Consider the following 5,303-nt stretch of genomic DNA (forward strand, 5'->3'; position numbering starts at 1 on the left):
CGCTGGCTGACCACTCCGCTGGCACTGCAGGACATCCGTGACGTATTGCTCGCTGGTGCCGTGCCGAATGAGCAATGGGTGACGGCAGATCGCCAGATCGTGGCTATGACTCTGCATGAGCTGCAATCGCTGTGGCAGGCCATCACAGCCCGTGGCGCACAGATCTATCAGCGTCGGCTTGAGATGGAACAGCAAATCGCGGATATGAGCCGCGAGCAGCTGGAGGCATTTGTGCCTGGCTGGCCGGAAGGGAGCATGTAATGGCTCTTCCAAAAGAAACAGCCGTGGAGGCAATCAAGGCAGCTCCACCGGTCAGCGTTACCGCTGCCGTGCTGTCCGGTGTCTCGGTGGCAGATGTGATCCAGTGGCTGACGGTGCTGTATCTCGTCTTGCAGGTGGCCTACCTGCTGGCCAAGTGGCGCAGGGAGTCACGCGCAACCCAATTCAAATCGGAGCGACAGGCATGCGCACACGACAAATAGCTGCGGCCCTGACGCTGTCTGCCTCGGCGCTGGTCGGGATTGCCCTGCACGAAGGCTACCGGGACACGGCATACATTCCGGTACCGGGCGATGTGCCGACCATCGGCTTTGGCACAACCGAAGGCGTGAAGATGGGGGACCGCATCACGCCGCCCAAGGCGCTGGCCCGGGCATTGACCGACGTGCAGAAGTTCGAGGGGGCGCTGAAACAATGCGTTCGCGTGCCATTGCACCAGCACGAGTATGACGCCTTTGTCTCGCTGGCCTACAACATCGGCTCGGGGGCGTTTTGTGGCTCAACGCTGGTGCGAAAGCTCAATGCCGGCGACTACGCCGGAGCGTGTGCCGAAATTGATCGCTGGACCTATGCGGGAGGGAAACGCTTGCCCGGACTGGTCAAGCGTCGGGCAGAGGAGCGGGCCCGGTGTGAGGGGAGGGCGGGATGACTGATCTCTCGCATGGGGCTGTTCGCGTGCTGCTCTGCCTAGTGCTGCTGGCGGGTGCATGGTGGCATGGCCACCGCACTGGCGCTGCGGGTGTGCAGGTCGAATGGGATGCCGATCAGGCCCGCATGACGGCCCGGTTACTGGCTCAGGAACAAGCTACCCGCGCTGCTGAACAGCAACACGCCCAGGCTCTTGCAGCCATCGATGCCCAATACCAGGAGAAGGAACACCATGCCCAACTCGAAAACAACCGTCTGCGTGCTCAGTTGCGTGCTGGCACTGTGCGCCTGTCAGTCCCCGTCGCTGCCGGTAGCTTCAACCTGCCCGCAGATGGTTCCGCCACCGGCAGTCGTGATGCAGCCCCGCGAGCCGAATTTTCGTCAGAGGCTGCTGACGATCTTGTCGCCCTCGCTGACGACGCCGATGCCGTCGTCAGGCAGTTGACTGCGTGTCAGGCGGTGATTGGGGAGTATCAGAGATAAAGAATTGAATGGAAGCGTCGGCTTCTTTATGTCCCGTAAACGGACAGATCAGCGAAGTGCTAGCCATCACGCTGGTACGATATGTGTGGTTCTACAACCCGCATCTGCCACAGTTGACCCTGCAACACCGGACGCTGGTTCATGTCCTGAAGGAATGGCGAAAATAGAGCCCGGATTTGTTCAAGAAGCGCGTTTGCAATCGTCCTGGATTGGACACGTAACCCATCATTTCATTTTCCACGCAAGTAAGATTTTTTAAAAACAAAAGTCAAATTCAACGGGATACTTTCTGGTAACGATACCAAGCCGATGGAATTCGCAAATTTTATAGTACGACCTATATCAAGACCAAAATCAGAGGCTCTAACAACAACGGGCTGTTCTGAGCTCAAAATGACATGTTCTCCATAAGAAGAAAGCAAAATAGGAAAATCAATGTTTTTTGCAACTCCCATTGTAGTTATTTTGGCTGGTAGTTTTAATTTACCTAGATAGCCATTCAATGCCTTAGCGTTGATTTTTGCATCAAAATTGATGTTGGGTAATTTCTTGTCCCCAGTTAATAATTCAACAACATGATTGTTCTCAATGGGTACTTCAGACAGTTCAACAACAACATTAACATTCCCTTCAGGGTCAATCTTGCCATTTAATGAATTAATGCCAATTGGCTCAACTATTTGCTTTGTCATTACAGCAAAGTTGATCGATGAAAGGGAAGGTATGAGATGAAGCTCGCCTTTAGCGCTAACCAAGCAAGGAAAAGCAAGCACAACCCCTGCTGCTGTTAATTTTTTTATCATCGTAATCAATGCCACCCTTTGATTAAATACAATCTATGAGTCACCAATAATGGCGCTAAATATAAATATTTCTAAATATCTATACTGTATGATTTGTTGCCTGAATTTAAAAGAAACAATATGTAATATTGTTGTATGCCATACGACATAAAACATTTATAAACGTTTCAATAAGAATATTTGAGTCAGAATTTATGAAGATGGATTTAGCTGTTTTTGGCGTTGTTGCATAACTCCTGCCGAGGCTGTCCAGGTGAGTACGGAGTAGACTCGCCGCATGAACCCGCACAAGACCCGTTACCGCACCACCAACTGGCCCGGGTACAACCGTAGCCTGCAGAACGGGGGCCATCTCACGGTATGGCTGTCACCCGACACGCCCTGGCTGGGCGGACGTGCCGGGGTCAACGGGCGTCCGCTGGTCTACACCGATTCCGCCATTCAAACGGTGCTGACACTGAAGGTCTTGTTCAGACTCGCCTTGCGGCAAGCGTGAGGCTTGGTCTGTAGCTGCCCTGACTCGACTGGCCGGTACCCTGTTTCGGTACCGTCAGCCGGCGGCAAGCCACCCTGACCGTAATATTCCGGTACGGCGTCGGACTGAATCCTTGCACCTGCTGGTCGACAGCACGGGTCTCAAAATCTGCGGCGAAGGCGAATGGAAGGTCAAAAAGCACGGCGCCGAATACCAGCAACCAATGGCTTGTAAAACTATTAAAAATGAGAATATCATATCTGGTTTTACGCACAGACAAACCAAATATGCACCTTCAAAGGTGCATGTTTCACGTTAAGCTTCTTTTTTCCGCAGCTATAACAATCAATTACACCAACGAAAAATGAAAATCAGTGATTACGTATGGGAAGAAATATGGCGCAAAGATCCATATTCAAATTCCGCAGAGCGAGAAAGTCGCGCCAAAATGCGAATTCAACGTATCAAGGAAATTATGCCAAAAGATGGGAATCTTGGGCGCGTAATAGAGCTTGGCTGCGGAGATGGGAGTTTTGCCAAAGCCCTGCTCTCAGATAAATCAATGTGCATAGAAAGCTATCTTGGTCTTGATAAATCCACGACCGCCATCTCCAAAGCACGAGGCAAGCTAAATAATTGCAAACGGGTCACTTTTAAATGCACCGATATTCATGATGTAGATGAGGGCGAAATAAAATTCAATACAGTTATTGCGTGCGGCCTGCTCGAGCATATTTGCGACATTGAAAAAGCACTATTGACGATTAAAAAATGGTGCGCTCTAGATGGCCTTGTTATCATGACTATGTCGAATACTCTATCTGCAATGTACATTGACAGGAAGATAAAAGAGCGACTTGGATCTTGGCGATACGGATATCAAAGGAACTACCGACCGGAGGAATGGAGAAGCCTACTTGAAAATGACTTTCATGCAATGGTAGTAAAGGTCTTCCAGGCTGATTGGGACAACAAAGTTGTTGCCGTCATCGATAGATTCGGATCAATATTCAACAAACAGATTGGGCGCTACATAATTGCATCTGCCGCACCCAAATGGTAATGTGCACGTGATTGATTTCTTAAAAGACCTATTGTCGCCATTCCTCACAAGGACGGGTGTTGTCGCCGCAAGCACTCTTGCGGGAGGTGCCGTTGCTTATTACGTGAAGGACCCACTAATAAATAAATGGACGACATTCAAAGCACGATCTTGGCTTCGAAGAATTCCAGCAACTGGGGTATCCAATTTCTTCCCAAATAGAGAAAACTACCAGAAGGATCGAGAGCTGTCATTCTTGGAATACATATCGTCAGCAAAAGTTAGCCTATCATATTGCGGGCATTGGCTGGCATTCTCCATAGATCAACACAATACACTGGAGACACTGTGCGAGCTGGCTCAATCAGGAAAGAATGTCCAGCTAATACTCCTCGACCCGAGCCTCCCGTCGGAAGTGCTGGCAACTTATGCCACGTACTTCAACGAAACTGAAGAGTATCTTCGCAATCAGATACACAACACTTGGGCGAAGGTTACTGACGCGAAGAAGAAGCTTGGCCAAAAGGCACAGTCCTGCCTAGAGCTCAGAAAACATCAGGAGTTTATTTCCTATTCCTCATTCTGGTTTGACAAGAATCACGCCCAGCAACACATACTAATTGATGTGAAAATTTTCGGCATATCGAGGCGAGATTCATATGGAATCGAATTGAAGCCAACGAGCGGAGCGGTCAAATCTAATGCTTCACTTTTTGAGAGGTACTCTAGATCTATTGAATCCCTGATAATTAAAAGTCAGATTGTCTAATGGCCATTTTTTCACTCTGGGTGCAAAAAATAGGTGCAAGTTCATTAATGAATCGCATCTCTACGTGTCCAGTCCCGGACGATTGCAAACGTTTTTTCTGAATAAATCCGGGCGCTATTTCCACCATGCCTTTGCTCCAGCCGGTAAGCTGGCAATAGTATGGATATAAGCCAATGCTCTATATTAATGCCTATAAGAAAGCCCCGGCTGAGCCGGGGCTGCTCCATCAGTGCCCAAGCACTCGCTTTTCCACCATCCGGTAATACTCATCGTAGTGGCTGCGGAGCTTTTGCAGACTGTTCAGGAACAGACTGATCTCGTGCGAACCGCCGAATACTCGTGGGGCAATGGGTGGGTTCAGCAGCCGTAGCGGCGGCTCCAGCTCGCGCAGGGTGGCACGCATCATATCTACCATGCAGAACACGCCGTGCAGGTGATGGACTTCGCCAGCGGTCAGCAGGTAGCTGCCGGCTTCCTCTTGGGCATCCGATGCTGCCGGAAGAACCTCGCCTTCCAGCACCAAACGATGTACGTACTCAATGGCCTGTGTTGTCTGCTCGGGAGTGAGCTGGTCGATATGCTCGACGCCGAACCGCTGATGAACCAATGCGTAGGCTTCCGGGTACATCAGCGAGCGTTTGCCTACCAGCATGCTGACGGCGGCACGGAGTGGGCTGCGCTCGTCAGCGGTGGTCGTCTGGGGTGCGGTAGGTTTGCCAAATAGTTGCTGGGCCATCCAATTGAAGGCGTTGATGTAAGCCTCCTTGATCTGGGCAGCCTTTTTGCCGGTGAAACCCATGACCA

General features: G+C 50.6%; 9 protein-coding genes and 1 pseudogene. 8 read left to right on the forward strand and 2 right to left on the reverse strand.

What is annotated here, in order from left to right:
• The 4 genes from G542_RS0113985 to G542_RS17120 form a co-directional block, all read left to right on the forward strand.
• Nucleotides 1–261: DUF4376 domain-containing protein (locus tag G542_RS0113985; RefSeq protein ID WP_027824400.1), on the forward strand; the 261-nt coding region annotated here is incomplete at its 5' end.
• Nucleotides 261–482, forward strand: coding sequence for a hypothetical protein (locus G542_RS0113990; RefSeq protein ID WP_012697031.1), 222 nt, complete (start codon nucleotides 261–263; stop codon nucleotides 480–482). The genes G542_RS0113985 and G542_RS0113990, both read left to right, overlap by 1 nt.
• Complete coding sequence (locus tag G542_RS0113995) at nucleotides 464–928, forward strand: lysozyme (protein WP_012697032.1); 465 nt, start codon at nucleotides 464–466, stop codon at nucleotides 926–928. Before G542_RS0113990 ends, G542_RS0113995 begins: the two co-directional genes overlap by 19 nt.
• The gene (locus tag G542_RS17120; protein ID WP_081666860.1) at nucleotides 925–1,410 is read left to right on the forward strand and encodes a lysis system i-spanin subunit Rz; all 486 of its coding nucleotides are present in this window, start codon (nucleotides 925–927) and stop codon (nucleotides 1,408–1,410) included. Before G542_RS0113995 ends, G542_RS17120 begins: the two co-directional genes overlap by 4 nt.
• 230 nt (nucleotides 1,411–1,640) lie before the next feature.
• On the opposite strand, the gene G542_RS18700 is transcribed toward G542_RS17120, so the two are convergent.
• Nucleotides 1,641–2,213, reverse strand: coding sequence for a YceI family protein (locus tag G542_RS18700; protein ID WP_143714478.1), 573 nt, complete (start codon nucleotides 2,211–2,213; stop codon nucleotides 1,641–1,643).
• A gap of 277 nt (nucleotides 2,214–2,490) precedes the next feature.
• Between G542_RS18700 and G542_RS17680 the strand changes: the two genes are divergently transcribed.
• The 4 genes and pseudogenes from G542_RS17680 to G542_RS0114015 all read left to right on the forward strand — a co-directional run bounded on the left by G542_RS17680 (nucleotide 2,491) and on the right by G542_RS0114015 (nucleotide 4,499).
• Nucleotides 2,491–2,709 carry a transposase gene (locus G542_RS17680; protein ID WP_012697469.1) on the forward strand — a complete coding sequence of 73 codons (219 nt, stop codon included), beginning with the start codon at nucleotides 2,491–2,493 and terminating at the stop codon, nucleotides 2,707–2,709.
• 23 nt (nucleotides 2,710–2,732) lie between these two features.
• Nucleotides 2,733–2,908 (forward strand): annotated as a pseudogene (locus tag G542_RS19760) (transposase); the annotation flags it as partial.
• A gap of 144 nt (nucleotides 2,909–3,052) precedes the next feature.
• Entirely contained in the window at nucleotides 3,053–3,751 is a 699-nt protein-coding gene (locus tag G542_RS0114010) for a class I SAM-dependent methyltransferase (RefSeq protein WP_081666861.1), read from the forward strand.
• A 7-nt stretch (nucleotides 3,752–3,758) separates the two neighbouring features.
• Nucleotides 3,759–4,499: a hypothetical protein gene (locus G542_RS0114015; RefSeq protein ID WP_156092910.1), complete on the forward strand. Its 741-nt coding sequence runs from the start codon at nucleotides 3,759–3,761 to the stop codon at nucleotides 4,497–4,499.
• Nucleotides 4,500–4,725: 226 nt separating this feature from the next.
• Here G542_RS0114015 and G542_RS18880 read toward each other — a convergent pair.
• The coding region (locus G542_RS18880) for a Rha family transcriptional regulator (protein ID WP_081666862.1) at nucleotides 4,726–5,303 on the reverse strand (578 nt) is incomplete at its 5' end.

This window comes from Laribacter hongkongensis DSM 14985, from assembly GCF_000423285.1.
GTDB lineage: Bacteria > Pseudomonadota > Gammaproteobacteria > Burkholderiales > Aquaspirillaceae > Laribacter > Laribacter hongkongensis.

Bases quoted from the DNA above. Each gene is read 5' to 3' on its own strand.
- G542_RS18700 (WP_143714478.1), bottom strand. From the start codon at position 2,213: ATGATAAAAAAATTAACAGCAGCAGGGGTTGTGCTTGCTTTTCCTTGC.
- G542_RS0113995 (WP_012697032.1), top strand. From the start codon at position 464: ATGCGCACACGACAAATAGCTGCGGCCCTGACGCTGTCTGCCTCGGCG.
- G542_RS0114010 (WP_081666861.1), top strand. From the start codon at position 3,053: ATGAAAATCAGTGATTACGTATGGGAAGAAATATGGCGCAAAGATCCA.
- G542_RS17120 (WP_081666860.1), top strand. From the start codon at position 925: ATGACTGATCTCTCGCATGGGGCTGTTCGCGTGCTGCTCTGCCTAGTG.
- G542_RS17680 (WP_012697469.1), top strand. From the start codon at position 2,491: ATGAACCCGCACAAGACCCGTTACCGCACCACCAACTGGCCCGGGTAC.
- G542_RS0113990 (WP_012697031.1), top strand. From the start codon at position 261: ATGGCTCTTCCAAAAGAAACAGCCGTGGAGGCAATCAAGGCAGCTCCA.